Genomic DNA, 25,016 nt, shown 5'->3' with positions numbered 1-25,016 from the left:
GCTGCGCCCGCTGCTGCCTACACTGGCCGGGTGAACGCATCGCTTGCCTCTCGTGTCGATGACCGCCCGGCGCCGCTCGCCGGGCGCCGGCGCGATCTGCTGGCCGCTTGCGGGCTGGTCGCGGTGGGAGCCCTCGCCGGTTGTTCGACGACCCCGGATCGCCGTCGCGTGACCCCCGATGCCGCGCCCGCCCCGCGACCCTCCGGGACCGAACTCGCGCGGGGTACCGCCTCGTGGTACGGCCCCCGCTTCCACGGCAAGCGCACCGCCAGCGGCGAGCGCTTCGACATGAACGCGCTCACCGCTGCGCACCGCACCCTGCCGTTCGGCACGCGCGTGCGCGTGATCAACCTGCAGAACGGCCTTGAGGTGGTGGTGCGCATCAACGATCGAGGGCCTCACGCCGCGGATCGCATCATCGACCTGAGCCGGGCGGCGGCTGCGGCGCTCGACCTGCTGCGGGCGGGCGAGGCGCCTGTGGTCCTGGTCGAGGCCTGACCGGCGCGGTCGCCCGCCCGCGGCTGGACCGCTTCGTGAAGCAGATCGACTGGCGCCGGCGCATCCCCGGATTGAACGGATTGACGGGCTGCGCCTGCGCCCCGTCCAATGCGTTCTTTACCACCCAGGGGATTCCATGCGCATGATCACCAAAGCCACCCTCGCATTCACCGCCGTCGTCGCCGTCGCGGGGTGCTCGACGATCCAGGGAATGACGGGATGGGACACGCTGATTGACGGCGGCCGCGGCATGGAGAACTTCACCAACATCGGCGGCGCGAACTGGCGCGCGGAAGGCGATGCCATCGTGGCCGACCGGCGCCCGGGCAACGAACCGACGTACTATCTCGCGACGAAGAACACCTACCGCGATTTCCAGGTGCGCGCGGAGTTCTGGGTCAGCGACGACGCCAACTCGGGCATCTACGTGCGCTGCTCCGACGTGCGGCCGATGACCGACCGCACCTGCCACGAAGCGAACATCTTCGAAAAGCGCCCGGACCCGAGCTATGCGACCGGCGCGATCGTGTGGCTGGCGAAGGCGCCCGTGCCGGTGCCGCATACGGGCGGCCAGTGGAACACCATGGACGTTATCGCACGCGGCCGCCACATGGAAGTGAGGGTCAACGGCGTCAAGACGGCGGAGACCGACGAGGCGCGCGAGGTCGACGGCGTCATCGGCCTGCAGTACGCGGGCGGCACGGTGAAGTTCCGCAAGCTGCAGATCAAGCGGCTGTGATCCGCGCCGGCGACGGCTCCCCGCGCGCCGCAGCACTTCTTGTGCTTGACAGCGCAAGCGCACTCGCCTCCCATCGACCTTCTCCTACGCACCGAGTCGGCGCCCGTCCGGGTCGCGGTCCCGCCTGCTCTCCAATAATGGGCAGTGGCAAGCGAAGTGAGCAAGGTGCGGGCAGAGACGATCCAGGCAGGCGACGTGGTCCGCCTTGCGAGCGGCGGATCGCCGATGGTGGTGCGCTCGGTGGGCGGTGACACGGCCTATTGCCAGTGGTTCTCCGGCGAACAGCTGCACCAGGGCACCTTCCTCTTCACCTCGCTGCGCAACATCAGCGGCGAGCCGCGCGGCGTGAGCCTGGCCGCGCAAGCGGACCGGGCGCTCAGCCCAGCCCGATCTTCTGCGCCTTGATCAGGCGTCCCCATTCCGCGGTCTCGGCAGCCAGCGTGGTCGCCAGCTGCGCGGGCGGCAGGTAGGCGAGGATCGCGCCCTGCGGCGCAGCGGCCTGCGCGAGCTCCGGGCTCGCCATCACCGTGCGCACCGCTTCGTCGAGCTTGTCGATCACCGCCGGCGGCGTGCCGGCCGGCGCCAGCAGCATCAGCCGCGGCGCCACGTCGAAACCGGGCAGCGCGTTCGCCATGGGCTGCACGTTCTCGGCGCCGGGCAGGCGCGCCGTGTTCATGAGGGCGATCGCGCGCACCTTGCCGCCGCGCGCCTGCGCCAGTCCCGCCGCCGCGCTCACCACCGCGATGGGCACCTGGCCGCTGATCACGTCGGGGATGATCTGCGACGCGCCGCGATAAGGGATGTGCACGATGTAGATGCCGGTGCGCGCCTTCAGCATCTCGAAGCCGAGGTGGTGCACTGTGCCGACCCCGGAGGTCGCGTATGCGTACTTGCCCGGGTTCGCCTTGAGCAGCGCGATCAGCTCGCGTGGGTCGCGCGCGGGCAGGTCGTTGTTGGCGATGATCATCAGCGGCGCGATGAAGGTGCCCGACACCGGCGCGAACGACTTCAGCGGATCGAAGCCGGCGCGCGGCTGCAGCTGCGCGGTGATGAGCATGCCGCTCTCTCCCATCAGCAGCGTGCTGCCGTCGGGCGCGGCGCGCGCGACGTTGTCGGCCGCGATCATGCCCGAGGCGCCGGCGCGGTTCTCGACGATGACCTGCTGCCCGAGCGGTGTCGGCAGGCGCACCGACAGCATGCGCGCCATCGCGTCCACGCCGCCGCCGGCCGCATAGCCGACCATGAGGCGAACGGGATGGCTGGGCAGCCCCTGCGCGAAGGCGAAGGGTGCGGCAAGGGCGGACGCCGCGCCCAGCAGGGTGCGGCGGCGCAGGGAGGGCATGGACATCGAGCGGGTCTCCTGTGGGTCGTCTGTATCCGGGGATGATGCCCCGCCAGCGTGCTTGCGCGCCCGCGTGCTTTCCCGCGTTCGGTCTTGCCCGACCTGTCCTGCATGCGTTCTCGCTGCGAACGGACGTGCCAGCCGCGCACGGCCGCGATGCCGCATCGGAGAATGCGAAGGCGATCCGATGCAGAAAGAACCCATCAACAACACGAGCAGGCGGCTCCCCATCGGCGCCGAGCCACAAGGCGAGGCCGGCACGCATTTCCGGGTCTGGGCTCCCGCCGCGCGGGAGGTCGCCGTGGTGTTCGACACGCCCGGCCTGGCGGAAGCGCGTCTGCGCAGCGAAGGCGGGGGCTACTTCTCGGGCCTCGTGGCCGGTGCCAGGGCGGGTGCGCGTTATCGTTTCCGGCTCGACGGCGGCGAGGCGTATGCCGATCCGGCCTCGCGCTGGCAACCGGAGGGACCGGACGGCCCGTCGGTGGTGGTGGATCCCGCTGCCTTCCGCTGGACCGACCAGGACTGGCGCGGCGTCACTGCGCACGGCCAGGTGCTCTACGAGATGCACATCGGCACCTTCACGCGCGAGGGCACCTACGCCGCCGCCGAGGCGCAGCTGCCCTTCCTGAAGGAGCTCGGCATCACCGTCCTGGAGCTGATGCCGGTCAACGAGTTCAACGGGCCTTTCGGCTGGGGCTACGACGGCGTGAACCTGTTCGCTCCCACGCGGCTGTACGGCGAGCCGGATGCCTTGCGGCACTTCATCGATCGCGCGCATGCGCTCGGGCTCGGCGTGATCCTGGACGTGGTCTACAACCACTTCGGGCCCAGAGGCAACTCGCTGGCGCACTTCTCGCGCGACTACACGAGCCAGAAACACGCCAACGAGTGGGGCGAGGCGATCAACTTCGACGGCGAGAACAGCGGGCCCGTACGCGAGTTCTTCGCGTGCAACGCGGCCTGCTGGATCGCCGAGTACCACTTCGACGGCCTGCGGCTCGACGCGACGCAGTGCATCTTCGATGCCAGCCCGAAGCACATCATCGCGGAGATCGCGCAGCGCGCGCGGGCCGCCGCGGGTGCGCGCAGCATCTACCTGGCCGGCGAGAACGAGCCGCAGCACGCAGAGCTTGCGCGGCCGGTGGAGCAGGGCGGCCTGGGGCTGGACGCATTGTGGAACGATGACTTCCACCACAGTGCCGTCGTCGCGGCGACGGGCGCCTGCGAGGCCTACTACACCGAGACGCGCGGCACGCCGCAGGAGCTGATCTCGTCGCTGAAGTGGGGCTTCCTGTACCAGGGCCAGTACTACGCGTGGCAGAAGCAGCGGCGCGGCCACCCTGCGCTGGACCTGCCGGCCACCGCGTTCATCCAGTTCCTGCAGAACCACGACCAGGTGGCGAACAGCGCGCGCGGGCAACGCCTGCACCAGCTGACCTCGCCGGGGCGCTATCGCGCGCTGACGGCGCTGACGCTGCTGACCCCGTGCACGCCGCTGCTGTTCCAGGGACAGGAGTTCGCGGCGAGTGCGCCCTTTCTCTACTTTGCAGCGCACGGCGAAGAGCTCGACGCACTGATCCGCAAGGGACGGCACGAGTTCCTCCAGCAGTTTCCCAACCTCGCGAGCGCGGACGGTGGCAAGCTGCTCGCATCGCCGGCGGACGAACAGACCTTCCTGCAATGCAAGCTGGACCACGCGGAACACGAGCGGCACGCGCCGGTCGTGCACATGCATCGGGACCTGCTGCGCCTGCGCCGCGAGGACCCGGTGTTCTCCCGTGCGGACCGCCACAACATGCATGGCGCGGTGCTCGGGCCCGAGGCCTTCCTGCTGCGCTTCCTCGACCAGAACGGGGACGATCGCCTGATCGTGGTGAACCTCGGGGCCACGCTGCCACTCCATCCCATGTCCGAGCCGCTGATCGCACCGCCCGCCGGGACCCGCTGGTCGCTGCTGTGGCACAGCGAAGACCCGCGCTACGGCGGCTGCGGCAGCGGCGAACCCGATGGCGAGCACATCTGGCGCCTGCCCGCGCACGCGCTGGCCGTGCTCGCACCGAAGAAGATGGAGAAACCCGTTGGCTAGTGCCATCCTGAACACGATCCCCTGGCAAACCGTGCACGACCATCCGGAACGCCTGCTCACGCGCGAATGGCTGGTCACCAATGGATTGGGCGGCTACGCGTCGGGCTCGGTCGCGGGCGTCGCGACGCGCCGCTACCATGGCCTGCTCATCGCCGCGCTACCAACGCCGGTGGGCCGCACGCTGATGCTGGGCAACCTCGGCGAGTGGCTGCGCCTGCCGGACCGACGCCTCGTTCGCCTCGCCGGCGAGGAGCGGCCGGAGCAGCCCTTCGAGTTGCCCGATGCGCTCGTCGAGTTCCGTCTCGAGATGGGTCTGCCCGTGTGGACTTACCGCGTCGGCGACGTCGTGGTGGAGAAGCGCTTGCTGCTGCCCTACGGGCAGAACACCGTGCACGTGAACTACCGGCTCGCCAGCGGCGGTGCCGGCGTGCGGCTGATCCTGCGGCCGCGCCTGCACTTCCGCGGCCACGACGCGCCGGTGGACGAACATTACTCGGAGCACTCGCGCATCCTCACGCGCGGGCGCTGCATCGAAGTGCAGTCCGAGGGGCATCCGCAACTGCCGCCCTTGCGCATGACCATGATCGGGCGCGATGGCGACCTGGTGCTGGAGGGCGGCAACTTCGAGGAATTCTTCTACCGCCTGGAAGCCGCGCGCGGCTATGCGGCGCGCGGCCGCATGTGGACGCCGGGTCGCTTCCGTGCGCTGCTGTCGCCGGGCGAGGATTGCACGCTCATAGCGTCGACCGAGAGCTGGGACACCGTGCACGCGCTCACGCCGCAGCAGGCGCGGGAAGCGGAGCAGGCGAGGCGGGAGCGGCTGATCGAGCAGGCCGATCCGCATGCCCGCCAGGGCCGCGCCGCCGAACTGGTGCTCGCCGCCGACCAGTTCATCATCGCGCCCTTCAGCCGCCAGGCCGATGCCGCGCGGGCGCAGGCCGAAGGCGACCAGGCGCGCACGGTGATCGCCGGCTACCACTGGTTCACCGACTGGGGCCGCGACACCATGATCAGCCTCGAAGGCCTCACGCTCACGACCGGGCGCCAGGCGGAGGCGGGCTACATCCTGCGCACCTTCCTGCACTACGTGAAGGACGGGCTCATCCCCAACATGTTCCCGGAGGGGCAGAACGAAGGCCTGTACCACACCGCCGACGCGACGCTGTGGTTCTTCCACGCGATGGACCGCTACCTGCAGGCCTCTGGTGACCGGCTGACGCTGCGCCACGCGCTTCCCATCTTCCTGGACATCGTCGCGCACCACCTGCGCGGCACGCGCTTCAACATCCGCGTCGATCCGCGCGACGGCCTGCTCACGCAGGGCGCCGAGGGCTACCAGCTCACCTGGATGGACGCGAAGGTGGACGGCTGGGTCGTGACGCCGCGGCGCGGCAAGGCCGTGGAGCTGAATGCGCTGTTCTACAACGCGCTGCGGCTGATGGAGCGCTGGTTGCGCGAGGAGGGTGACGAGCCGCGCGCCAATGAGATGGCGCAGCACGCGCGGCGCACGTACGACAGCTTCAACCAGCGCTTCTGGAATCCCGAGACGGGCTGCCTGTTCGACGTGGTCGACGGGGAGAAGGGCAATGACCCCGCGATCCGTCCGAACCAGGTGTTCTCGATCTCGCTGCCGCATCCGGTGCTGGACCCGGAGCGCTGGCACCCGGTGCTGGACGTGGTGCAGCGCAAGCTCGTGACGCCGGTGGGCCTGCGCTCGCTGGCACCGGGCGATCCCGACTACAAGCCCAACTACGACGGCGACCTGCGCGCGCGCGACGCCGCCTACCACCAGGGCACGGTGTGGGGCTGGCTCGCCGGTCCGTTCGCCGATGCGTGGCTGAAGGTGCATCCGGACGACAACCGCGGCATCGAGCAGCTGCTGGAGGGCTTCGCGGCGCACCTGAGCGAGGCGTGCATCGGCTCGATCAGCGAGATCTTCGACGCCGAAGCGCCGTTCACGCCGCGAGGCTGCATCGCGCAGGCCTGGAGCGTCGCGGAGGTCCTGCGCATCCTGGTGAAGGTGCGCACCGGCCGGCGCTGAGCGCCTCGCGGCGCCCCTCCCCGATTTGCCCCCTCCCCCTCGGGGGGAGGGCGGGGTGGGGGCGCTCCACACTGCCAGCTGCAAGGAGCCAGCTCACGCCGTCGCCTTGCGCGCAGCGACCCTTTTCTTCTTCCTCTTCTCTGTCCCCTGCACCCTCGCCAGGCTCTCCTTCAGCGACCCCTCCAGCGTGCGCTTCAGCCGCGCCTGCAGCATCGCCAGCACGGCAGCCTCTTCCGGACGCAGCTGCGAGAGCTGGTCGCGCAGTTCCTCTTCGACCTGCTCCTTGATCTCCAGCACGAGATCGCCTTCGACGTAGGCATTGAGCACCTCGGGGTGGATGTAGCACTTGCGGCAGATCGTGGGCGTGTTGCCCAGCCGAGAGGCGACGCGCTCGATCGCGTCCTTCAGGTTCTTCTTCTGCGTGGCTTTCGTGTCGAAGGCCTCGAACTCCTGCAGCGCGAGCGCCGCCATCACCGTGCCGGCCCAGGTGCGGAAGTCCTTGGCCGTGATGTCGCGGCCCGTGATCTCGCGCAGGTACGCGTTGACGTCCGCCGACGTGACCTCGCGCACCTCGCCGTCCTCGTCGGTGTACTGGAACAGGCGCTGGCCCGGAAGGTCCTGGCAGGCGCGGACGATCTTCGCGATGCGCCGGTCCTTCACCTGCAGCCGCCACATCTTGCCGCTCTTGCCCTTGAACTGGAAACGCAGCTCCGAACCTTCCACCTTCACGTGCGGGTTGCGCAGGGTGGTGAGGCCGTAGCTCTTGTTCTCCTTGGCGTAGTCGTCGTTGCCCACGCGGATCAGCGTGGTCTCCAGCAGGTGGACGACCGTGGCCAGCACCTTCTCGCGCGGCAGGCCGCGCAGGGCCATGTGCTCGGCCAGCTTCGCGCGCACCGCGGGCAGCGCCTGCGCGAACTCCATCATGTGCTCGTACTTGGTGCTTTCGCGCAGCTCGCGGAACTGCGGGTGGTAGCGGTACTGCTTGCGGCCGCGCGCGTCGCGGCCCGTGGCCTGCAGGTGCCCGTTGGCCTTGGGGCAGATCCACACGTCCTGGTAGGCCGGCGGGATGGCGAGCTTGCGGATGCGCTCCAGCGTCGCGTCGTCGGTGACCGGATCGCCATTGGCCTTGAAGTACACGAAGGCGTCGCCCTTGCGCTCGCGCCGGATGCCGCGGTCTTCATCGCTCACGTAGACCAGCCCGACCGATTCGGCGGCCTCGCGCGGGTCCGCGGGCGTGGGCAGGAGCGCTTCGGCGTCCTTCATCTCGCGCCCCGCAAACGGTGGACCGGCTGGAATGGCATGGCCGGTCCAGTATCGGCGGGCGCCGGTCACTGTTGACGTAGGACGCCGTCGACGCTGCCCGGCGGACGGCGGCCGGTCGCGCGGCCACCGTGAGAAGTCGGTGCCCGGGTGCACCGCTGGTTTCGAATGCGGCCGAGCCCGCACGCCGCTGCTCGCGTGGGCTGGCGCTCAGTGGTGGTGCGAGTGCTCCAGCAGCGCCACGCGGAGCTCGCCCACGATGGCGCTCAGCGACGCACCGTCGCCCGCGGCCAGCGTGCGCGCGGCACCACGATAGAACTCGGCCCAGCAGACGTGCCACTGGCGCGTGTCGGTCAGCTCCACGTACACCGAAGGTTCGTCGCCGGTGCCGTGGCACTTCCCGAGGATGAGGTGCCCGACCCGCAGCTCGCGGCAGATCAGCTCCAGCGCGTGCGGCGGCGCCTTGGCGAGGACGTCGGAGCGGACGAGGATGGACTGCATGGCGGGATCGGCCGCCAGGCTCTCGCGCAGCCGCTCGGTGAGCTCCTTGCCCAGCTGCTCCAGGCCGGGGCCGCTGCCGCTGGTCATGAAGGGCAGCACCGCCACCATCGGGCGCAGCGACCAGCTGGCGGCCAGCGGGGCCAGGGCCCGCTGTGGGAAGGATGGAGCGTTCAACGGTGGCCGGCGCGCCGGTGCGAGGACGGTGTGCGGCATTCTAGGAAGCGCCGGCTGACGGGGACCCCGGCGTCGTCGGTGGATAAGGAGTGCGGAATCTGTGATCCAGTGCGGATGGTTCGGCTTCTTCCCGCCGCGCTGCGGCCCGCGCCGGCACTCCCGCGGCGCCCGCGCACTCGCTATGCTTGGTCGCATGAGCAAGGCGTTCACGCGCGAGACCGACAGCGACGACGACGAGGACGGCGGTGGACTGCCGCCGCTGCCGCCCGGCGGCAAGAACTACATCACGCCGCAGGGATACGCGCGGCTGCGGGCGGAGCTGCTGCAGTTGATCGACGACGAGCGTCCCAAGGTCGTGGAGATCGTGCACTGGGCGGCCAGCAACGGCGACCGCTCGGAGAACGGCGACTACATCTACGGCAAGAAGCGTCTGCGCGAGATCGACCGCCGCATCCGCTTCCTCACCAAGCGGCTCGAGATCGCGGAGGTCACGGACCCTTCGCTGCACCACGGCCACGACCAGGTCTTCTTCGGCGCCACCGTCACCTACGCGGAGGAGGACACGGGCGTGGAGCGCACCGTCACCATCCTGGGCATCGACGAAGCGGACAGCGCGCACGGCCAGGTGAGCTGGATCTCGCCGATCGCCCGCGCGCTGCTGAAGGCGCGCGAGGGCGACGTGGTGAAGCTCGTGACGCCCGCGGGGACGAAGGAGGTGGAGATCCTGAAGGTGGCGTATCCGGCGGGGTGAGGGAGCTGGGGTTCGCTGCGCTCACCGCCAGCCTACAAGACACGGACTCGATCGTGAGCGGCGGTACGCCGAAGGCGAGCTGGGGTTCGCTGCGCTCACCGCCAGCCTACGGGACCCGCCAACCTGCGGGACGCTGTTTGCATTCGTAGGCTGGCGGTGAGCCGAAGGCGAACCCCAGCAACCCGCGAACGCGCTCAGGCCCCCGGCCGGATCCGCACGGCGCCCATCACGCTGGGCGTGCGGCGCAGGTTGCGCAGCACCGATTCCAGGTGGGTGCGGTCGCGCACCGAGACGACGAAGCGCAGATCGGTGGCGTCCTGCGCGCGTTCGTCGTCCATGTCCACGTGCGTGATGTCGGCCTCGGCGTTCGCGAGCGACGCGGCCACGCGCGCCAGCGCGCCCTTGCCGTTGGCCACCGTCACCAGCACGCCGGTCTCGAACGAGCGCACCGGCTCCTCCGCCCATTCGACGCCGATGAAGCGCTCGGCGTCCTTGTGCTGCAGGCGCTTGGCCACGCTGCAGTCGGCGGTGTGCACGACCAGGCCTTCGCCGCGGCCGAGGTAGCCGACGATCGGATCGCCCGGCACGGGCCGGCAGCAGCTCGCGAACTGCACCGAAGCGTTCTCGCTGCCGTCCAGCGTGAGTCCGCCCTGGGAGAGATTCTCGTGGGCGGTGAAGCGTTCGCGGCTGATCAGCAGCGCGTCGGGCTTCTGCCCCATCTCAGACAGTAGCGTCATCAGGCGCTTGCCTACGATGCCGGCGATGCGCTTGCCCAGCCCCAGGTCCGTCAGCAGTTCGGCGCGGCTCTTGTTGCCGGTGAAGCGCAGCAGCTTCTCCCACAACTGGTGGTAGTGCTCGTCGTCCGGCGGCAGCGTGTCCATGCCCTCGGCACGCAGCGCCTGGGCCAGCAGCTTCTCGCCCAGCTGCTGCGACTCGGCCTGCGCGAGTGTCTTCAGGTGGTGCCGGATCTTGGAGCGGGCGCGGCCCGTGCGCACGAAGCCCAGCCAGGCGGGGTTCGGCGTCGACACGGGAGCCGTCACCACTTCGACCACGTCTCCGTTCTTCAGCTCGCTGCGCAGCGGCACCTGCGCGCCATTGATGCGTGCCGCCACGGTGCGGTCGCCGACGTCCGAGTGGATCGCATAGGCGAAATCGACCACCGTCGCGCCACGCGGCAGCGCCAGGATCTGGCTCTTGGGCGTGAAGACGTAGACCGCATCCGGGAACAGGTCGATCTTGACGTGGTCCCAGAACTCCGCGGCGTCGCGCGTCTCGTTCTGGATGTCCAGCAGCGACTGCAGCCACTTGGTGCCCAGCCGCTCGGTGCTTTCTTCCTGCGGCGCGCTCGCCTTGTACAGCCAGTGCGCGGCCACCCCCGACTCGGCGACCAGGTGCATGGCCTCGGTGCGCAGCTGGAACTCCACGTTCACGCCGGACGGCCCGACCAGCGTCGTGTGCAGCGACTGGTAGCCGTTGATCTTGGGGATGGCGATGTGGTCCTTGAACTTGCCCGGCACCGGCTTGTACAGCTGGTGCAGCAGGCCCATCGCGGTGTAGCAGTCGGTCACCGTCGGCACGACGATCCGGAAGCCGTAGATGTCGGTGACCTGCGCGAAGGACAGGTGCTTCTCGTCCATCTTCTTGTAGATGGAGTAGAGCGTCTTCTCGCGGCCGGCGAGGCGCACCTTGAGCGCCGCGGCGTCGAAGGCGTTCTCCACGTCGCGCTGCACCTTCTGGATCAGGTCGCGCCGGCGGCTGCGCGCCTTCGCGACCGCCTTGGCCAGCACGGCGTAGCGCCAGGGCTTCAGGTACTTGAACGACAGCTCCTGCAGCTCGCGGTAGGTGTTGTTCAGGCCCAGGCGGTGCGCGATGGGCGCGTAGATGTCCAGGGTCTCGCTGGCGATGCGGTGCCACTTCTCGCGCGGCACGTCTTCCAGCGTGCGCATGTTGTGCGTGCGGTCGGCGAGCTTCACGAGGATGACGCGCACGTCTCGCGCCATGGCCAGCAGCATCTTGCGGAAGCTCTCGGCCTGGTTTTCCTCGCGCGTGTTGAACTGCAGCTTGTCCAGCTTGGTGAGGCCGTCCACCAGTTCGGCCACCGCGGCGCCGAAACGCTCGATCAGCTGCGGCTTGGTGACGCCGCAATCCTCGATGGCGTCGTGCAGCAGCGCGGCCATCAGCGCCTGCGCATCGAGCTTCCACTCGGCGCACTGCGCCGCCACGGCGATGGGATGGGTGATGTAGGGCTCGCCGCTCGCCCGCATCTGGCCCAGGTGCGCTTCGTCGGCGAAGCGATAGGCCTTGCGCACCAGGTCGACGTCGCCCGGCTCCAGGTAATCGAGGCGCGCCGTCAGCGCGGCAAAGCTGGCCGCCGCCGCATTGGCCGCGGCGGGGCTGGGCAAGACCGGACTGCTGGGTCGCTTGCCACTGCCGGAGACGGAGGGGAGCACCGCACTCATGGCCCCATGATAGATGGAAGGGGCCTGCTCCGCCGATTTTGCGGTCACTGGCGTGGCCGGTTATGCGCTTGCGGGCTATCAGTCAGGAGAACGCAGAGGACGCAAAGGTCACGCAGAGGACGCAGAGGAACATCCTTCTTCGGTTTTCTCTGCGTCCTCTGCGAAATCCCTGCGCACTTTGCGTTCGCTTGCCCGATCGGCCGCAGCGCCGGTGGAAGCAAAAAAAAAGCACCCCGCAGGGTGCTTTTCGCGGATCCGGCGAGCCTCAGCCCGGGACCTTCTTCAGCATTTCCAGCCCGATCTTGCCTTCGGCGATTTCGCGCAGGGCGGTGACGCCGGGCTTGTTCTTGCTCTCGATCTTGGGCGCGTGGCCCTGGCTCAGCATGCGGGCGCGATACGTCGCGGCCAGCACCAGCTGGAAGCGGTTGGGGATCTTTTCGAGGCAGTCTTCGACGGTGATGCGGGCCATGGTCTCTCCGGTAGGGGGCTAGATCCCGAGGGCCTTGAAGGTGTCCGCGCGCAGGCGCTTCTGGGACACGTACTTCAGCCGCTGGGAATGCACGATCGCTTTCAGGTCGAAAAGCGCGCGCTCAAATAACTCGTTGATTATAACGAAGTCGAATTCCTTGCACTGGGACATTTCAGCAGCCGCGTTGCGGAGTCGGGTTTCGATCACCTCCGGCGCATCCTCGCCCCGGCGCTCCAGCCGCGAGCGCAGCTCGTCCCAGCTCGGGGGCAGGATGAAGATCATCACGGCGTTGGTGAAGATGCGCTTGATCTGCAACGCGCCCTGCCAGTCGATCTCCAGGATCACGTCCGCCCCGTGCGCGATGCGGTCCTCGATGGCCTTCTTGGACGTGCCGTAGCGGCGGCCATGCACGTGCGCCCACTCCACGAACGCGTCGGCCAGCACCATCTGGTCGAACTCCGGTTCGGAGACGAAGAAGTATTCGCGCCCATGCTTTTCCTGGCCGCGCGGCGGCCGGGTGGTGTGCGAAACGGAGGGCTGGACGTGGGAATCGAGCTCCAGCAAGGCCTTGACCAGGCTGGATTTGCCGGCGCCACTGGGCGCTGCGACGACGAACAGGTTGCCGGGGTAGTCCATGCAGGATTCTACGCGGGCCGCGCCCGCAGCCCGGGCGCCGCGCCGGCCGCGCTCACTCGAGGTTCTGGACCTGCTCGCGCATCTGCTCGATCAGGACCTTCATGTCCACGGAGACGCGGGTCAGCTCCAGCGCCGCCGACTTGGAGCCCAGGGTGTTGGCCTCGCGGTGCAGTTCCTGGATCAGGAAGTCCAGGCGCTTGCCGACCTCGCCGCCTTTCTTGATCAGGCGTTCGATCTCGTCGAGGTGCGCCGCCAGCCGCGTGAGCTCCTCGGCCACGTCGATGCGGATGGCGAAGGCGGTGGCCTCGGTCAGCGCGCGGTCCTGCGCCGCTTCCGGCGTGGCCGATCCTTCGCCGAGGGCCATGGCTTCCTTCCAGCGCTCCAGGAACTTCTGGCGCTGCTGCTCCACCAGCTGCGGCACCATGGGTTTCGCCTGTTCGGCCAGCGTGCGCAGTTGCCCGAGGTGTCCGAGCAGCATCGTCGCGAGCCGCGCGCCTTCGCGTTCGCGAGCGGCCAGCAGGTCCGCGACCGCCCGGGTCGCGGTCTGCAGCAGGCCCTCGCCCCAGTCCGTGCCGGTGTTGCCCTCGGCGGAGGCGAGCCGCAGGATCTCCGCCACGCTCAGGTCGGCGGCCGCGGGCAGCCAGGTCTTCACCGTGTCCTGCAGCGCCGACAGGCGCTGCAAGGTGGCCATGGTGGGCTCGCGGGCGAGCTCGCCGGCCGCGCCTTCCACGGCGGCGCGGACTTCCACCTTCCCGCGCTTGATGCGGGCGGTGATCAGCTCGCGCAGCGCCGGCTCGTGGGAGCGCAATTCCTCGCCAAGGCGGAAGGAGAGGTCCAGGAACCGGCTGTTGACGGACCGGATTTCCAGTCCGAGGCGTGTACCTGTTGCGGCTTTGCCGCCTTCAGCACCTGCCGATGTCGTCCCGGGGCTCAGTTGCGCCGAGGCGTAACCGGTCATGCTGTAAACTGCCATGCAGAGGAGTGTCGTTGAAGTCGAGGGGGTTTCGGGGATCTCGGGGTCGCCGCGCACCCCAATCATCTTCAAATTATGTCAAAGCTCAAACCGGCCCCTTTGCCGCCGGATACCGTCATCGGTGGCTACCGTGTGGTGCGCAAGCTGTCCGCCGGGGGCTTTGGCGTCGTCTATCTCGCAGTCGATAACGAGGGCCAGCAGGTCGCCGTCAAGGAATACCTGCCTTCCTCGCTTGCCACGCGCCCGCCCGGCGAGCTCCTGCCGCAGGTGGCCCCGGAAAAGCTGTCGCTGTACCGCCTGGGCCTGAAAAGCTTCTTCGAAGAAGGCCGTTCGCTCGCGCAGATCTCCCACTCCTCGGTGGTGAGCGTGCTGAACTTCTTCCGCGAGAACGAGACCGTGTACATGGTGATGAACTACCTGGAGGGCGCGACGCTCCAGGACTTCATCATCACCGCCCGCGAACTGAAGAAGCAGAAAGTCTTCCGCGAGTCGACCATCCGGTCGCTGTTCGACGAGATCCTGCGGGGCTTGCGCATCGTGCACCAGCACAAGATGTTGCACCTCGACATCAAGCCTGCCAACATCTTCATCACGGACGACAACCGCGCCGTGATGATCGACTTCGGCGCCGCGCGGGAAGTGCTGTCCAAGGAGGGCAACTTCATCCGCCCCATGTACACGCCGGGCTTCGCCGCCCCCGAGATGTACCGCCGGGATTCCTCGATGGGCCCATGGACGGACATCTATGCCATCGGCGCCTGCATCTACGCGTGCATGCAGGGTTATCCCCCGAACGATGCGCCGCAACGACTCGAAAAGGACCGCCTGTCGCTTGCGCTCTCGCGGCTGCGCGGTGTGTATTCCGACAACCTGATCGAGGTGGTGGAATGGTGCATGTCGCTCGACCCGCTGTCCCGCCCGCAATCCGTGTTCGCGCTGCAGAAGGAACTCAGCCGCGAGGGCGAACGCCGCTACACCAAGCTGTCCGTGGGCGAGAAGATGCGCCTGCAGTTCGACAACATGGTGAGCGACACGCGCAAGTCCATGAAGCGCAGCGGCATCGGGGCGAAGCTCAAGTGAGCCGCGGGCTACTGCCGCCAGCTGGCGCGCGCTTCCGGCCTGGCACCGCGCCGGCGCAGCGGGGCTGCGCATGAAGTTCTCGGTCTTCCAGATCAGCCGCAAGGGCGGCCGCGAGAAGAACGAAGACCGCATGGGCTATTGCTACACGCGCGAGTCGGGCCTGTTCCTGCTGGCCGACGGCATGGGCGGCCACCCGGAAGGCGAGGTCGCCGCGCAGCTGGCGCTGCAGACCATCTCCGCGCTGTACCAGAAGGAAGCGCGCCCGGTCGTCAAGGACGTCGCCGAGTTCCTGTCGGTCTCGCTCATGGCGGCCCACCACCAGATCATCCGCTACGCCAGCGAGAAAGGCATGCTGGACACGCCCCGCACCACGCTGGTCGCGGCGATCGTGCAGAACGGCCATGCATCCTGGGTGCACTGCGGCGACTCGCGCCTGTACGTCGTGCGCGAGGGCGAGATGCTCACGCGCACGCGCGACCACTCGTACCTCGAGCAGCAGAGCGCCGGCGTGATCCGCATGGACCGGATCAACCGCAACATCCTGTTCACCTGCCTCGGCTCGCCGACCAAGCCCGTGTTCGACGTGACCGGGCCGGTGCAGATGCAGCAGGGCGACAAGATCCTGCTGTGTTCCGACGGCCTGTGGGGCAGCCTGGACGACAACGAGATCGTGCGCGAGCTGAGCATCAAGTCGGTCTCCGAGGCCGTGCCCGACCTGGTCGAAAGCGCGCTGCGCAACGGCGGCGAGCAGTCCGACAACGTGACGGTGATCGCGATGGAATGGGAGACGCCGGACACCTTCGAGTCCACGCGCGGCATCTCCACCGACTCCATCAGCGACGGCGTGTTCGCCTCCACGATCCAGGCCGGCGTGCTCGACACGCTGGTGGACGACCTGGACGACGCCGCCATCGAGCGCTCGATCGCCGAGATCAACGAGGCGATCAAGCGGTCTGCGGCGAAGAAGGCTTAGGGGTCTCAAGGCGGACGGCCGAAGGCGGCCAGCCGGACGCAGAAGTCGCACAAGGTTCTTTGCCGATCTCCGGGGAGCACGAAGAGGTGCGCTCTTCGGAGGCCTGCACCGCACGCCGCCTGCCGCGACGTCGAACATTTGGGCCCCTGCGGGGAAAGACTTGCGGGCCCTCGTGGACCGACGGGCCCTCGTAGGCTGGCGGTGAGCACCGCGAACCCCAGCGATCCGGCGCAGCGCAGCGAGCTGGGGTTCGCCTGCGGCTCACCACCAGCCTACGTTTCCGATCCACCGCCTCCCCTCTGAACACCCCCACGGCAGTCCCGGCGTGCGCCCCGGGGCACAATCCCGCGGATGACGACTTTCCAGCGACCCAACGGCCGCGCCGCCGACCAGCTTCGACCCGTGCGCATCACGCGTGGCTTCACCATCCACGCCGAGGGTTCGGTGCTGATCGAGTTCGGGAACACGCGCGTGCTGTGCACGGCGTCGGTCGAAGAGAAGGTGCCGCCGCACAAGCGCGGCAGCGGCGAGGGCTGGGTGACGGCGGAGTACGGCATGCTGCCGCGCGCCACGCACACGCGCGGCGACCGGGAAGCGGCGCGTGGCAAGCAGAGCGGGCGCACGCAGGAGATCCAGCGCCTGATCGGCCGCAGCCTGCGCGCCGTGTTCGACCTGAAGAAGCTCGGCGAGCGCACCATCACGCTCGACTGCGACGTGCTGCAGGCCGACGGCGGCACGCGCACGGCGGCCATCACCGGCGCCTTCGTGGCGGCGCAGGACGCAGTGAACACGCTGATCGCGAGCGGCAAGCTCAGCGCTTCCCCCGTGCTCGGGCCGGTGGCGGCGGTGTCGGTGGGCATCGTCGAAGGCACGGAGCTGCTGGACCTCGAATACGTCGAGGACGTGGCGTGCGACACCGACATGAACGTCGTGATGACGGGCGCGGGCCACTATGTCGAAGTGCAGGGCACCGCCGAGGGCGTGCCCTTCACGCGCAAGGAGATGGACGAACTCCTGCGCCTGGCCGAAAAGGGCATCGCCGAACTCGTGTCCCTGCAGCAGAAGGCCCTGGGCGCGTGATCGATCGCGTCGTCCTCGCTTCCAACAACCCGGGCAAGCTCGCCGAGTTGCAGGCGATGTTCGCGCCACTGGGCATCGCGCTGGTGCGCCAGGGCGAGCTGGGCGTGCCCGACGCCGACGAGCCGCATCGCACCTTCGTGGAGAACGCGCTGGCGAAGGCGCGCAACGCGGCGCAGCACACCGGGCTGCCCGCGATCGCCGACGACGCGGGCTTGTGCGTGGACGCGTTCGGCGGCCTGCCCGGCGTGGACACGGCCTATTACGCGACGCAGTTCGGCTATCCGAAGGGCGACGAGCACAACGTGAAGGCGCTGCTCGAGCAGATGCGCGACATCGCGCAGCGCCGCGCCGCGCTCGTGAGCACGCTGGTCGCCGTGCGCACGCCCGAGGATCCCGAACCGCTGATCGCGGTCGGCCGGGCGGTGGGCGAGATCACGCGCGAGCCGCGCGGCGCGCATGGCTTCGGCTTCGATCCGGTCATGTTCATTCCCGCCTTCGGCCGGACGTTCGCCGAACTGCCCCCCGAGGTGAAGAACGCGAACAGCCATCGCGGCAAGGCGGCGCAGCAGATGGTGCAGCTCATTCGCGAACGCTGGTTGTAGTCGCCATGGCCAACGACGTCACGCACTTCCTGCGGCCCGGCACGCTGCAGCTGCCGGCCTTGCCGCCGCTGTCGCTCTACGTGCACCTGCCGTGGTGCCTGCGCAAGTGCCCTTACTGCGACTTCAACTCGCACGAAATGAAGGGGGGCGAGCTGCCCGAGCAGCAGTACCTCGATGCCCTCCGGGCCGACCTCGAATCGGCGCTTCCCCTCGTCTGGGGGCGTGAAGTGCACAGCATCTTCATCGGCGGCGGCACGCCCAGCCTGTTCTCGCCGGCAGGCATCGACCGGCTGCTGTCGGACATCCGCGCGCGCGTGAAGCTGGTACCCGAGGCGGAGATCACGCTGGAAGCGAATCCCGGCACCTTCGAGAAGGACCGCTTCAAGGCGTTCCGCGCTGCCGGCGTGACGCGCCTGTCGGTCGGCGTGCAGAGCTTCAACGATGCGCACCTGAAGGCGATCGGCCGCGTGCACGACAGCCGCCAGGCCATCGCTGCCGTCGAGGAGGCGGCCGAGAATTTCGAGACCTTCAACCTCGACCTGATGTATGCGCTGCCGGGGCAGACGCTGGCGCAGCTGGAAGAGGACGTCACGCAGGCGCTGGCCTTGCAGCCGCCGCACCTGTCGATCTACCACCTCACCATCGAACCGAACACCCTGTTCGCCAAGTTCCCGCCGGTGATCCCGCCGGAAGACCTGGCCTACGCGATGCTCGATCGCATCACGGAGATGACAGCAGCGACGGGCCTGGAGCGCTACGAGGTGTCGGCGTATGCCAAGCCTGGCCACCGCTGCTGGCACAACTGGAATTACTGGCAGTTCGGCGACTACCTGGGGATCGGCGCCGGGGCGCACGGGAAACTGTCGTTCCCGCATCGCATCGTGCGGCAGGTGCGCAATCGCGAACCGCGGCTCTACATGGAGAACGCGCTGGCAGGCCACGCGATCGCGCAGGAAGAGGAAGTCGCGCGCGGCGACCTGCCATTCGAGTACATGCTGAACGCGCTGCGGCTGAAGGAAGGATTCGCGCTGCAGGACTTCGTGGACCGCACGGGCCTGCCGCTCAGCACCATCGAGAAGCCGCTGCGCGACGCCGAGGCCAAGGGCCTGGTCACGCGCGACTTCGCCCGCGTGCGGCCGACGGAGCACGGCTTCGACTTCCTCTCGAACCTGCAGGAGCTGTTCCTGCCGTGAGCCGCGCGCGGCCGACGCGATCCAACCGTCAGGGATGCTGCCGGGGGTCCCGGTCGCCGAGCGCCTGCTTCAGGGGATCGATGGGCGGCGCCGGCCGCACGTTCTGGAAGGTCTCCACCACGCGCCGCACGATCTGCTTCTGGTCCTCGGTCCAGCGGCCAAGGCGTTCCGACCCGAGCACGCCTTCCAGCGCGGTGATCAGGTGCAACTGGAACTGCTCCGGCTGCGGGTGGGTGGCCACGAGCGACGTGAGGGTCACGTACGAAGCCGTGTGCATTGCGATCAGGTGCTCCACTTCCTTCCTGAGCGCCGCGATCTCTTCATCCATGATGTTGCCGGTCTCTTCGTCTTCTGCTGATCCATGCTAACCGCCTCCCTCCCGCCCCCTTGTCGGACGACAACCGGCCTGGGCTTCCGTTCAGCCCCTCACCACGGAATCGAGACCGCATGAGTTCGCCGATGCCCCTGTCCCCCGACCTGCTGCACGGCGTTTTGCAGGCCCTGCCGGAAGCCCTCGTGCTCGCGGACGTGCAAGGCCGCATCCGCTTCTGGAATCCGGCGGCGGAGCGCCTGTTCGGTTACGCCGCGGCGGAGGTCCTCGGCGCCGACCTGAATCTCATCGTGCCGGAGCGCTTCCGGGCCGCGCACGACGCGGGCTTCGCACGCGCGATCGCGTCGGGCGCATTGCGCGTCGCCGGCCGCGTGATGCGCACGCGCGCCCAGCCGAAGGACGGGCGCAAGCTCTACGTGGACTTCAGCTTCGCGCTGGTGAAGGACGCGGCCGGGCAGGTCACCGGCGTGCTCGCCACCGCGCGTGACGCGACCGAGGCGCAGCTCAAGGCCAATCCAGCGTGATCCACGCCGGCGCGTGGTCGCTGGGCTTGTCCCGCCCGCGATGTTCCGCGTCGACGCCGGTGGCGCGCAGCCGGGGCACGAGATCCGGGCTCAGCAGCAGGAAATCCATGCGGAAACCGGCGTTGCGCTGGAAGGCCGCCGCGTTCACCCAGAACGTGTAGATGCGCTGCTTCGGGTGCAGGTGGCGCATGGCGTCCACCCAGCCCTGCGCCAGCAGGCGCTCGTACTTCTCGCGGGTTTCCGGCTGCAGCACGGCGTCGAAGCGCCAGCTGCCCGCGTTGTAGATGTCGCTGTTGGTCGGCACCACGTTGAAGTCGCCGGCGAGCACGACGGGGCGACGCGTGGCCAGCAGGGCTTCGCCGTGCGCGACCAGCCGGTCCATCCAGCGCAGCTTGTAGTCGAAGTTCGGGCTGGGCACCGGGTTGCCGTTGGGCAGGTAGACCGAGACCACGTGCAGGCCCTGCACCTCGCATTCGAGCCAGCGCGACGCGAGGTCCGCGGGATCACCGGGCAGGGTGCGCCCGATTTCGCGCGGCGGCTCGCCGCGCGCGAGCACGGCGACGCCATGATGCGAGCGCTGCGGATGCCACACGCCGCGGTAACCCGCCTGCGCCAGTGCCTGAGCCGGGCCGGCCGGGTCGCCGGTCTTGATCTCCTGCAGGCAGACGACATCGGGTGCCGTCTCCTCCAGCCACTCGAGCAGCCGCGGCAGCCGCCCCTTCACGCCATTGACGTTGAAGGTGGCGATCTTCATCGTTCAAAGGACGAAGGGCTGGCCGGTCACCGGCGTGCTTGGCACCGCCATCTCCTGGCGCGCCATGATGCCGGCCTCGTACGCGAGCCGCCCCGACTCCACGGCGAGCCGGAAGGCGCGCGCCATCTTGACCGGATCGTGCGACTGCGACACGGCGGAGTTCACCAGCACCGCATCGAAGCCCAGCTCCATCGCATGCACCGCGTGTTGCGGCGAGCCGATGCCCGCATCCACCACCAGCAGCGCGTCGGGCAGGCGCGCGCGCAGGGTGCGCAGCGCCGTCGGGTTGAGCAGGCCCTGGCCCGATCCGATGGGCGCGCCCCAGGGCATGAGGATGCGGCAGCCCACGTCGAGCAGCCGCTGGCAGGTGACGAGGTCGTCGGTGCAGTAGGGAAAGACTTCGAAGCCGTCCTGCACCAGCGTGCGCGCGGCGTCCACCAGTTCGAACGGGTCCGGCTGCAGCGTGTAGTCGTCGCCCACGACTTCCAGCTTGAGCCAGCGGGTGTCGAACAGTTCGCGCGCCATGCGCGCCAGCGTGACCGCTTCGCGTGCCGTGCGGCAGCCCGCGGTGTTGGGCAGCAGGCGTGCGCCGCTCGCGCGGATCATCGCGTAGAAATCGCCGGGCGCGCCGCCGGCGGCGAGCTGGCGCTTGAGTCCGACGGTCACCACCTGCGTGCCGGACGCGGCGATCGCTTCCTGCAGCACCTGCGGCGACGGATAGCCGGCCGTGCCGAGGAAGAAGCGGCTGGTGAGTTCGATGTCGCCGATGCGCAGGCCCATGCTCAGCCTCCCGTGATCGGCTGGAAGGTGAACACTTCGTCGCCTTCGCGCAGCCGCACGCCGTCGCGCGCGTTGCGTGGCACGAAGTCGCCGTTGACGGCCGTCGCGAGCGCCTGCGGCGCCTCGCCGAGCGCGTTCACCAGGTCCGCCAGGGTGGCGGTGTCCGGCACGCTGCGCGGCTCTCCGTTGACCTTGATGCTGAGGCTCATCTTGTTTCCATCTCCTGGAGGGCCTGTTCCACCAGCGCCGGCGCGATGAGCCAGCCGTGGCGGAAGAGGCCGTTGATGCGTGTCAGTCCGGGCTGGGTCTCCAGCCGCGGCAGGTTGTCGGGCAGGGCCGGGCGCAGGTTGGATTCGCTGTGCACGATGCGCGCCTCCGCCAGTTCGGGGATCACGCTGTGCGCGGCCGCGAGCAGTTCGACCGTGCTGCGCACGGACACGGGCGAGCGGTCCTCGCTCTCGATCTCGCTCGCGCCGACCACGACGAGGTCGGGTGCGCGCGGCACGAGGTACACGCGGTAGCGCGGATGCAGCAGGCGCAAGGGTCGGTGCAGCGCCAGCCCGGGCGCCTGCAACCAGAAGATCTCGCCGCGCACGCCCCGCACGGGCAGTTGCGGCCGCGCGCCGGTGCCGCGCACGTCGAAGACATGCGTGAAGCGCTGCTCCGCGCCCTGCACGCGCACGACGCCCGGCGCGGCGGACTCGACGCTGCTGTTCCAGTGCCACTGCACGCGCGGCGCCGATGCGGCCAGCGCCTGCATCGCCTGCACCGTGTGGATCCGCCCTTCGTGCGGCAGCAGCCACGCGTGGGCGGGGCCGCGCACCGAGGGCTCGAGTTGCCGCAGTCGCTCCGCTGCAAGCAACTGCGGCGCGAGGCTGGCGCTCGCATCGATGCCGCCGGCCTTTGCCGCGAGCAGGTCGATCACCCGCTTCGCCGAGCCCTCGTCGCCGCGGTGCGCCAGCAGCAGGCTGCCGTCGAACGCGCATTCCACCGGCACGTCGAGCTGCGCGATGAGCTGCGGCCACAGCGCCATCGTGCGCAGACCGAGGCGGAACACGTTCTCGTCGGCGCATTCGAGTTCCGCCACCGGGCTCAGCATGCCGGCGGCCGTCCAGCCGGCGGCGCCGCGCGCCTCGGCGTGGGCGGCGGGATCGAAGACGTGGACGGTGTGGCCCGCGCGCGCCAGCTGGAAGGCGAGCAGGCGCCCGAGCAGGCCCGCGCCGGCGATGGCAATGGTCATCGCTTCGGGTCCTTGGGAACGGGGAGGGGAGGGTGCTGCATGGCTCTCCTTACGCCGGTACGAACCGGTTCAAGTTCACGGGTTTGGTGCTGGCCATCTCAGCGGGCGGCCCATGCCGCCCGCACCCCGGAGCGAAGGGCAAGTATAGCGGCGCAGGCCGCGGCGCGCCGGCTCAGCCGCCCAGCACCTTGCTGCGCGCGAGCGCCACCTTGTGCAGCAGCTCGGCGAGGATCGCCTGTTCGCCGGCGGAGAGCGGCAGCGCCTGGCTTTCCGCCGCCACGATCTTCTGCGTGGCCTTGCGCACGAGGTCCGCGCCCTTGCTGGTGACGTGCAGCACGTGGGCGCGCCGGTCTTCCTCGCTCGACTCCCGCGCGATCAGGCCCTTGGCTTCCAGCCGGTCCACCATCGTGGAGATGTTGGGCGGCGTCACGCACAGGGCGCGCGCGAGCCGCACCAGCGATCCGCCCGGGTTCTCCGCGATCAGCGTCAGCACCGTGTACTCCACCGGCCGCAGGTTGAGCGGCTTGCCCACCTGCTCCCTGAAGATCGCGTCGGTCACGATGGTCGCCTGCGCCAGCTGGTAGCCCAGCACCTTCTGCAGGCGCGCCTCTTCCATCCGCCCGGCCGGCGTGAGGTCGAGCCGCGGGCTGCGTCGGTTGCTCATGCGGGCATTGTGCCCAAGCCTGCCGAGCTGCCAACTGGTTTAGCTACCACATCTGTTGGCGCGCGTGTGGCTGTGCGGTGTCTAGGGAAAGTCCGAATCTCCATGGAGAGATTGGTTAAGTACCTTAACGGTCAACGCGGCGCCGCCGCACCCCGGGGGAGACCCATGAAGACGAAACTCGCATGGCCCGCCATGCTCGCCGCCACCCTGGCCGCTTGCGGCGGCGGTGGGAACGGAGACGCCAACCTGCCGCAGTTGAGCGGCGCCGTCGGTGCTGCGTTCAACGGCAACTGCAGTGACCTGGCCCGCTTCAGCTACCACGACACGAGCATCGCGAGTGCGACCACCGTCGCAGCGGGCGGCGTCTCGGTCGGCGGCAACCCCGCCCCGGCGCACTGCCTCGTGAAGGGCAGCATGTATCCGCGCACCAGCCCGGTCGACGGCAAGGCCTACGCCATCGGCTTCGAAATGCGCCTGCCGCTCGCCTGGAACGGGCGCTTCTTCTACCAGGGCAACGGCGGCACCGACGGCAGCGTCGTGACGGCCACGGGCCCGGTCGGGGGCGGCGGCGCGACGACGAGCGCCCTCAACATGGGCTTCGCCGTGATCAGCTCGGACGCGGGCCACAGCGGTGGCAGCGCCACCTTCGGCATCGACCCGCAGGCGCGCCTGGACTACGGCTACCAGGCCGAGGCCAAGCTCACGCCGATGGCCAAGGCGTTGATCCAGACCACCTACGGCAAGGCTCCGGACCGGTCGTACTTCGGCGGTTGCTCCAATGGCGGACGCCACACCATGGTCGCCGCGTCGCGCCTCGCCGACCAGTACGACGGCTTCCTCGCGGGCGACCCGGGCTTCCGCCTGCCGCTTGCAGCGACGGCGAACATCAAGGGCTACCAGACCTACCTGTCGCTCGCCAGCACGCCCGGCGACCCTTCCACGGGCTTCACGACCGCGGAGCGCCAGATGGTCTCCAAGGCGGTGCTCGCCAGGTGCGACGCGCTTGACGGCTCCGCCGACGGCATCGTGAACGATACGGCCGCGTGCCAGGGCGCCTTCGACCTCAATCGCGACGTGCCCACCTGCACCGGCGCACGGGACGGCACCTGCCTCACCGCGGACCAGAAGGGGAAGATCGCGAACCTGTTCGCGGGCGCGCAGTCCAGCGACGGCACGCGCTTCTATTCGAGCTGGCCGTACGACGCGGGCCTGGGCACTGCGGGCTGGTCGTTCTGGAAGTTCACCGTCCCAGGCATCCTCGACTCGAGCGCCGTGGGCTTCATCTGGGAAGTGCCGCCTGAAGATCCGGCCACCTTCAGTGGCCCGGCGTTCGCCGCCAGCGCCAACATCGACACGATCCTGGCCAGGATCCAGGCGACCAATGGCACGTACACGGAAAGCGCCATGTCCTTCATGACGCCGCCCCATCCGAGGGACCTCTCCGCGCTGCAGGGCCGCGGCGCCAAGATCATGGTCTACCACGGCACCAGCGACCCGATCTTCTCCAGCGACGACACGACGAACTGGTACCGGGCGCTCGCCACGAACACCGGCACCACCGCCTCCTATGCGCGGCTGTACCTGGTGCCCGGCATGAACCACTGCTCCGGCGGCCCGGCGACCGACCAGTTCGACATGCTCACCCCGCTGGTGAACTGGGTCGAGAAGGGCCAGGCTCCCGAAGCGGTGGTGGCCAAGGCGCGGGGCGCCGGCAACCCGGGCGGCGTCAACACCGACGTGCCTTCCACCTGGGCCGCGGATCGCACGCGTCCTCTGTGCCCGTGGCCCAAGGTCGCGCGCTACAAGGGAACGGGCAGCATCGAATCGGCGGACAGCTTCAGCTGCGAGTGAACGGGGCAGGCGCCG

The 25,016-nt window shown here is 69.2% G+C and carries 26 protein-coding genes and 1 riboswitch; of the genes, 13 read left to right on the top strand and 13 right to left on the bottom strand.

Annotated features, from left to right (window positions below; genetic code table 11):
- The first annotated feature begins 30 nt into the window (after positions 1-30).
- The 3 genes from JJB11_RS26645 (at position 31) to JJB11_RS02740 (ending at position 1,642) form a co-directional block, all read left to right on the top strand.
- Entirely contained in the window at positions 31-498 is a 468-nt protein-coding gene (locus JJB11_RS26645) for a septal ring lytic transglycosylase RlpA family protein (protein ID WP_377370790.1), read from the top strand.
- A 142-nt stretch (positions 499-640) separates the two neighbouring features.
- Entirely contained in the window at positions 641-1,237 is a 597-nt protein-coding gene (locus tag JJB11_RS02745; protein ID WP_201964560.1) for a 3-keto-disaccharide hydrolase, read from the top strand.
- Positions 1,238-1,381: 144 nt separating this feature from the next.
- Complete coding sequence (locus tag JJB11_RS02740) at positions 1,382-1,642, top strand: DUF2158 domain-containing protein (RefSeq protein ID WP_201166365.1); 261 nt, start codon at positions 1,382-1,384, stop codon at positions 1,640-1,642.
- Here JJB11_RS02740 and JJB11_RS02735 read toward each other — a convergent pair.
- Positions 1,614-2,585, bottom strand: a complete 972-nt coding sequence (locus JJB11_RS02735) for a tripartite tricarboxylate transporter substrate binding protein (RefSeq protein ID WP_201166364.1) — start codon at positions 2,583-2,585, stop codon at positions 1,614-1,616. The genes JJB11_RS02740 and JJB11_RS02735 overlap by 29 nt on opposite strands.
- Before the next feature lie 181 nt (positions 2,586-2,766).
- Between JJB11_RS02735 and treZ the strand changes: the two genes are divergently transcribed.
- Positions 2,767-4,665, top strand: coding sequence for a malto-oligosyltrehalose trehalohydrolase (gene treZ, locus JJB11_RS02730; protein WP_201166363.1), 1,899 nt, complete (start codon positions 2,767-2,769; stop codon positions 4,663-4,665).
- A complete protein-coding gene (locus tag JJB11_RS02725) occupies positions 4,658-6,706 on the top strand; it encodes an amylo-alpha-1,6-glucosidase (protein WP_201166362.1) in 2,049 nt (682 codons plus the stop codon). Before treZ ends, JJB11_RS02725 begins: the two co-directional genes overlap by 8 nt.
- Before the next feature lie 93 nt (positions 6,707-6,799).
- On the opposite strand, the gene JJB11_RS02720 is transcribed toward JJB11_RS02725, so the two are convergent.
- Both JJB11_RS02720 and JJB11_RS02715 read right to left on the bottom strand, forming a co-directional pair.
- Positions 6,800-7,969 carry a DNA topoisomerase IB gene (locus JJB11_RS02720; RefSeq protein ID WP_201166361.1) on the bottom strand — a complete coding sequence of 390 codons (1,170 nt, stop codon included), beginning with the start codon at positions 7,967-7,969 and terminating at the stop codon, positions 6,800-6,802.
- A gap of 207 nt (positions 7,970-8,176) precedes the next feature.
- Positions 8,177-8,680, bottom strand: a complete 504-nt coding sequence (locus JJB11_RS02715) for a hypothetical protein (RefSeq protein ID WP_201166360.1) — start codon at positions 8,678-8,680, stop codon at positions 8,177-8,179.
- Positions 8,681-8,834: 154 nt separating this feature from the next.
- On the opposite strand from JJB11_RS02715, the gene greB reads away from it, so the two are divergent.
- Entirely contained in the window at positions 8,835-9,392 is a 558-nt protein-coding gene (greB, locus tag JJB11_RS02710; protein WP_201166359.1) for a transcription elongation factor GreB, read from the top strand.
- 194 nt (positions 9,393-9,586) lie between these two features.
- On the opposite strand, the gene JJB11_RS02705 is transcribed toward greB, so the two are convergent.
- From JJB11_RS02705 to JJB11_RS02690, 4 genes are all read right to left on the bottom strand, one after another.
- Positions 9,587-11,851 carry a RelA/SpoT family protein gene (locus JJB11_RS02705; RefSeq protein WP_201166358.1) on the bottom strand — a complete coding sequence of 755 codons (2,265 nt, stop codon included), beginning with the start codon at positions 11,849-11,851 and terminating at the stop codon, positions 9,587-9,589.
- A gap of 265 nt (positions 11,852-12,116) precedes the next feature.
- Positions 12,117-12,320 (bottom strand): DNA-directed RNA polymerase subunit omega, encoded by a 204-nt coding sequence (gene rpoZ, locus JJB11_RS02700; RefSeq protein ID WP_077592946.1) that lies wholly within the window; start codon positions 12,318-12,320, stop codon positions 12,117-12,119.
- Positions 12,321-12,338: 18 nt separating this feature from the next.
- On the bottom strand, positions 12,339-12,956 hold the full coding sequence (gene gmk / locus JJB11_RS02695) for a guanylate kinase (RefSeq protein ID WP_201166357.1): 618 nt from the start codon (positions 12,954-12,956) through the stop codon (positions 12,339-12,341).
- 52 nt (positions 12,957-13,008) lie between these two features.
- Positions 13,009-13,929, bottom strand: coding sequence for a YicC/YloC family endoribonuclease (locus JJB11_RS02690; RefSeq protein ID WP_201166356.1), 921 nt, complete (start codon positions 13,927-13,929; stop codon positions 13,009-13,011).
- A gap of 75 nt (positions 13,930-14,004) precedes the next feature.
- Between JJB11_RS02690 and JJB11_RS02685 the strand changes: the two genes are divergently transcribed.
- The 5 genes from JJB11_RS02685 (at position 14,005) to hemW (ending at position 18,857) form a co-directional block, all read left to right on the top strand.
- Positions 14,005-15,009: a serine/threonine protein kinase gene (locus JJB11_RS02685; RefSeq protein WP_201166355.1), complete on the top strand. Its 1,005-nt coding sequence runs from the start codon at positions 14,005-14,007 to the stop codon at positions 15,007-15,009.
- Between the two features lie 70 nt (positions 15,010-15,079).
- A complete protein-coding gene (locus JJB11_RS02680; RefSeq protein ID WP_201166354.1) occupies positions 15,080-15,982 on the top strand; it encodes a PP2C family protein-serine/threonine phosphatase in 903 nt (300 codons plus the stop codon).
- Positions 15,983-16,333: 351 nt separating this feature from the next.
- Positions 16,334-17,062, top strand: a complete 729-nt coding sequence (gene rph / locus JJB11_RS02675; protein ID WP_201166353.1) for a ribonuclease PH — start codon at positions 16,334-16,336, stop codon at positions 17,060-17,062.
- A gap of 56 nt (positions 17,063-17,118) precedes the next feature.
- Entirely contained in the window at positions 17,119-17,664 is a 546-nt protein-coding gene (locus tag JJB11_RS02670; RefSeq protein WP_242528842.1) for a non-canonical purine NTP pyrophosphatase, read from the top strand.
- 5 nt (positions 17,665-17,669) lie between these two features.
- Positions 17,670-18,857 carry a radical SAM family heme chaperone HemW gene (gene hemW / locus JJB11_RS02665; protein ID WP_201166351.1) on the top strand — a complete coding sequence of 396 codons (1,188 nt, stop codon included), beginning with the start codon at positions 17,670-17,672 and terminating at the stop codon, positions 18,855-18,857.
- Positions 18,858-18,885: 28 nt separating this feature from the next.
- On the opposite strand, the gene JJB11_RS02660 is transcribed toward hemW, so the two are convergent.
- Positions 18,886-19,185 (bottom strand): hypothetical protein, encoded by a 300-nt coding sequence (locus JJB11_RS02660; RefSeq protein WP_201166350.1) that lies wholly within the window; start codon positions 19,183-19,185, stop codon positions 18,886-18,888.
- Between the two features lie 131 nt (positions 19,186-19,316).
- Between JJB11_RS02660 and JJB11_RS02655 the strand changes: the two genes are divergently transcribed.
- Positions 19,317-19,712 (top strand): PAS domain S-box protein, encoded by a 396-nt coding sequence (locus tag JJB11_RS02655; protein WP_201166349.1) that lies wholly within the window; start codon positions 19,317-19,319, stop codon positions 19,710-19,712.
- On the opposite strand, the gene xth is transcribed toward JJB11_RS02655, so the two are convergent.
- From xth to JJB11_RS02630, 5 genes are all read right to left on the bottom strand, one after another.
- Positions 19,693-20,466 carry an exodeoxyribonuclease III gene (gene xth / locus JJB11_RS02650; RefSeq protein ID WP_201166348.1) on the bottom strand — a complete coding sequence of 258 codons (774 nt, stop codon included), beginning with the start codon at positions 20,464-20,466 and terminating at the stop codon, positions 19,693-19,695. The genes JJB11_RS02655 and xth overlap by 20 nt on opposite strands.
- Positions 20,467-20,469: 3 nt before the next feature.
- Entirely contained in the window at positions 20,470-21,246 is a 777-nt protein-coding gene (locus tag JJB11_RS02645; RefSeq protein WP_201166347.1) for a thiazole synthase, read from the bottom strand.
- A 2-nt stretch (positions 21,247-21,248) separates the two neighbouring features.
- Entirely contained in the window at positions 21,249-21,455 is a 207-nt protein-coding gene (thiS, locus tag JJB11_RS02640; RefSeq protein ID WP_201166346.1) for a sulfur carrier protein ThiS, read from the bottom strand.
- Positions 21,452-22,486 carry an FAD-dependent oxidoreductase gene (locus JJB11_RS02635; RefSeq protein WP_201166345.1) on the bottom strand — a complete coding sequence of 345 codons (1,035 nt, stop codon included), beginning with the start codon at positions 22,484-22,486 and terminating at the stop codon, positions 21,452-21,454. Before JJB11_RS02635 ends, thiS begins: the two co-directional genes overlap by 4 nt.
- Positions 22,487-22,515: 29 nt before the next feature.
- Positions 22,516-22,625, bottom strand: a riboswitch (TPP riboswitch).
- A gap of 33 nt (positions 22,626-22,658) precedes the next feature.
- Positions 22,659-23,150, bottom strand: a complete 492-nt coding sequence (locus tag JJB11_RS02630) for a MarR family winged helix-turn-helix transcriptional regulator (protein ID WP_201166344.1) — start codon at positions 23,148-23,150, stop codon at positions 22,659-22,661.
- 165 nt (positions 23,151-23,315) lie between these two features.
- On the opposite strand from JJB11_RS02630, the gene JJB11_RS02625 reads away from it, so the two are divergent.
- Positions 23,316-25,001 (top strand): tannase/feruloyl esterase family alpha/beta hydrolase, encoded by a 1,686-nt coding sequence (locus JJB11_RS02625; RefSeq protein WP_201166343.1) that lies wholly within the window; start codon positions 23,316-23,318, stop codon positions 24,999-25,001.
- Positions 25,002-25,016 lie beyond the last annotated feature (15 nt).

Origin of the sequence: Ramlibacter ginsenosidimutans (genome assembly GCF_016654015.1) — a bacterium.
Classification (GTDB): Bacteria; Pseudomonadota; Gammaproteobacteria; order Burkholderiales; family Burkholderiaceae_C; genus Ramlibacter; species Ramlibacter ginsenosidimutans.
The sequence above is the reverse complement of the archived record's forward strand: the minus strand, read 5'-3'. Positions and strand labels throughout refer to the sequence as shown.